Annotated in this window: 3 protein-coding genes; 2 read left to right on the forward strand and 1 reads right to left on the reverse strand. The window is 72.4% G+C overall.

Annotated elements, in window-relative coordinates; translation table 11 throughout:
- Window positions 1-127 precede the first annotated feature (127 nt).
- The gene (def, locus tag ACZ53N_RS36980; protein WP_469145086.1) at window positions 128-766 is read right to left on the reverse strand and encodes a peptide deformylase; all 639 of its coding nucleotides are present in this window, start codon (window positions 764-766) and stop codon (window positions 128-130) included.
- Window positions 767-929: 163 nt separating this feature from the next.
- Here def and ACZ53N_RS36985 point away from each other — a divergent pair, with 163 nt between their 5' ends.
- Together ACZ53N_RS36985 and ACZ53N_RS36990 are read left to right on the forward strand one after the other, a co-directional pair.
- Window positions 930-2,168, forward strand: a complete 1,239-nt coding sequence (locus tag ACZ53N_RS36985; protein WP_130876545.1) for a MurT ligase domain-containing protein — start codon at window positions 930-932, stop codon at window positions 2,166-2,168.
- A gap of 27 nt (window positions 2,169-2,195) precedes the next feature.
- A complete protein-coding gene (locus ACZ53N_RS36990) occupies window positions 2,196-2,924 on the forward strand; it encodes a type 1 glutamine amidotransferase (RefSeq protein WP_469145087.1) in 729 nt (242 codons plus the stop codon).
- Window positions 2,925-3,027: the final 103 nt, after the last annotated feature.

Here is a 3,027-nt window from a genome sequence, read left to right on the forward strand (position 1 = left end):
CTCGTACCGGGCGTACTCGGGCGAGCCCGACAACGCAGCGAGCGTGCGTGCCAGGCGTCGCGGGCCAGGCGCGAATTTGCGGACACACCCTAGGGCCCGGGCCCCCAGCACGGGGAGCCCGGGGACCCTACGCCTCGGCGCGTACGGATCCCGGGCGGCCGGGGCGGCCGGGGTCGGTACCGACGGACGGGTTCGCCGTCGCGTTCCAGGCCGATTCCGCCGCACCCGGCTCCCACCACGGCACACGCCGCGCGGCCCGCAGCACGCGGCGGCGGCGCAGCCCGGTCACGTGGTCGATGTAGAGCCCGCCGTCGAGGTGGTCGCACTCGTGCTGCAGGCAGCGGGCGAAGAAGCCGGTGCCGCTGACGCGCGTGGGCGAGCCGTCGGCGGTGAAGCCCTCCACGACGGCGTGGTCGAAGCGCGGGGTGCCGGCTTCGAGGCCGGGCAGCGAGAGACAGCCCTCGGGACCGGGGTAGACGTCGCCGTCGGCCGTGACCAGCCGCGGATTGACGAGGTGGCCGAGGTGGCGGCGGTCCTCGTCGTCCGGGCAGTCGTAGACGAAGACGCGCAGGGGGACGCCGATCTGGTTCGCGGCGAGGCCCACACCCCGGGCCGCGTACATCGTCGCGAACATGTCCTCGATGAGTTTCGCGAGCTCGGCGCCGAAGTCCGTGACCTCCTCGCAGGGGGTGCGCAGGCCTTGATCGCCAAGCAGCCGCATGGGTCGTACGTGTCCGGAGCTGCCGGGGATGAGACCTTTTCGCATCCCCCCAGCGTACGTTCACCGGACGGCGGGTTCGGGCCCACGGCGGGATCTCGGTAGGCTGCACCCGACCGAAGCCTCCCGGCTGGCGATTCGGCGCGGAGGGGGCGTTCCACCGGCGGACCAGGGACAGGCGCGGCGCCGGATGCAAGGAGGATCTAGGACGATGGCAGGCAACACGGGGCCGCTGTCGCCGCGGGCCAAGCTGGCCGTGACGGCGGGCAAGGCTGCTGCGGCGGTGTCGCGAGCCGCGGGCCGCGGCAGCGGATCAGTGATCGGTGGAAAGGTCGCGCTCAAGCTCGACCCCGATCTGCTGGCGCGGCTGGCGACCCACCTGGACGTGGTCCTGGTGTCGGCGACGAACGGCAAGACGACCACGACCCGGCTGATCGCCGAGGCACTGCGGGCCAGTGGCCCGGTGGTGTCCAACGCGCTGGGCGCGAACATGCCCGCGGGCATCACCTCCGCCCTGGCCGGTGGCTCGGACGCGCGCTACGGCGTGATCGAGGTGGACGAGAAGTACCTGGCGGGAGTCGCCCGGGACGTCTCGCCCAAGGCCATAGCGCTGCTGAACCTCTCGCGCGACCAGCTCGACCGGGCCGCGGAGACGCGGATGCTCGCCGAGAAGTGGCGCGAGGGTCTGGCGGGCACGAAGGCCGTGGTCATCGCCAACGCCGACGACCCGCTGATCGTATGGGCCGCCTCCTCCTCGCCGAACGTGGTGTGGGTGGCGGCCGGTCAGGAGTGGAAGGACGACGCCTGGTCGTGCCCGTCGTGCGGTGGCGTCATGCAGCGCCCGGGCGACGACTGGTTCTGCGGCGAGTGCGGCTTCCGCCGCCCGACCCCGAGCTGGGCGCTGTCGGGCGACTACGTCCTCGACCCGCACGGCAGCGCGTGGCCGATCCACCTTCAGCTGCCGGGCCGCGCCAACAAGGCGAACGCGACCACCTCGGCGGCCGTCGCGGCCACCTTCGGGGTGCCGCCGCAGGTGGCCCTGGAGCGGATGTACCAGGTGCAGGCGGTCGCGGGCCGGTTCGACGTGGTCACCTACATGAACCGCGAGATCCGGCTGCTGCTGGCGAAGAACCCGGCCGGCTGGCTGGAGACGTTCTCGCTGATCGACGGCCCGCCCGCACCGGTGATCCTGTCGGTGAACGCGCGGGGCGCCGACGGCACGGACACCTCCTGGCTGTGGGACGTGGACTATCCCCGGCTCGCGGGACACCCGATCTTCGTGATCGGTGACCGCAAGCTGGACCTCGCGGTGCGACTGGAGGTCGCGGGCCTGGACTTCCGGGTCTGCGAGAGCGTCGACGAGGCGGTGGCGGCGGCGCCGCCCGGCCGGATCGAGCTGATCGCCAACTACACCGCGTTCCAGGACGTCCGCCGCCGCGTCGGCAACTGACCCCACTCAAGACTGAGGATTGTGAGCATGAGCCAGAACAGTCTGCGTTTGGTGTGGGTCTACCCCGACCTGCTCAGCACCTACGGCGACCAGGGCAACGCCCTGGTCCTGGAGCGGCGCGCGCTGCAGCGCCGCCTCGATGTCCAGCGCGTGGACGTACGGTCCGACCAGCCCATCCCGACCTCCGGGGACATCTATCTGATCGGTGGCGGTGAGGACCGGCCGCAGCGGCTGGCGGCCGAGCGGCTGCGCCGCGACGGCGGTCTGAACCGGGCCGTCGCCAACGGCGCGATCGTCTTCTCGGTCTGCGCCGGCTACCAGATCCTGGGGCATGAGTTCATCAACGACCTCGGCCAGCGCGAGCAGGGCCTGGGTCTGCTGGACGTCGTCAGCACCCGCGGCGAGGGCGAGCGGTGCGTCGGCGACGTGCTGGCCGACATCGACGCGCCGCTCGGTCTGCCGCCCCTGACCGGTTTCGAGAACCACCAGGGCGTCACCCACCTCGGCCCGACCGCCCGCCCCTTCGCCCGGGTGCGGTTCGGCCAGGGCAACGGCACGGGTGACGGCACCGAGGGCGCGTACAACGAGACGGTCTTCGGTACGTACATGCACGGCCCGGTCATGGCCCGCAACCCGCACATCGCGGACCTGCTGATCAAGCTGGCCCTGGACGTCAACGCCCTGCCGCCGGTCGACGACCGGTGGTACGACGCGCTGCGCGCCGAGCGGATCGCTGCCGCGTCGCAGCCGGCCTAAGGGCTCGTGCCGGACGGGCTGGTTCGGGCTGAGCTCAGCCGAACCAGCCCGTCCGGGAAGCTCAGGCGGAAGCGGGCGCCGCCGCCCTCGGCCTGTTCGGCGG

Source organism: Streptomyces sp. NPDC033229 (assembly GCF_055576875.1).

Bases quoted from the DNA above. Each gene is read 5' to 3' on its own strand.
- def (WP_469145086.1), bottom strand. From the start codon at position 766: ATGCGAAAAGGTCTCATCCCCGGCAGCTCCGGACACGTACGACCCATG.
- ACZ53N_RS36985 (WP_130876545.1), top strand. From the start codon at position 930: ATGGCAGGCAACACGGGGCCGCTGTCGCCGCGGGCCAAGCTGGCCGTG.
- ACZ53N_RS36990 (WP_469145087.1), top strand. From the start codon at position 2,196: ATGAGCCAGAACAGTCTGCGTTTGGTGTGGGTCTACCCCGACCTGCTC.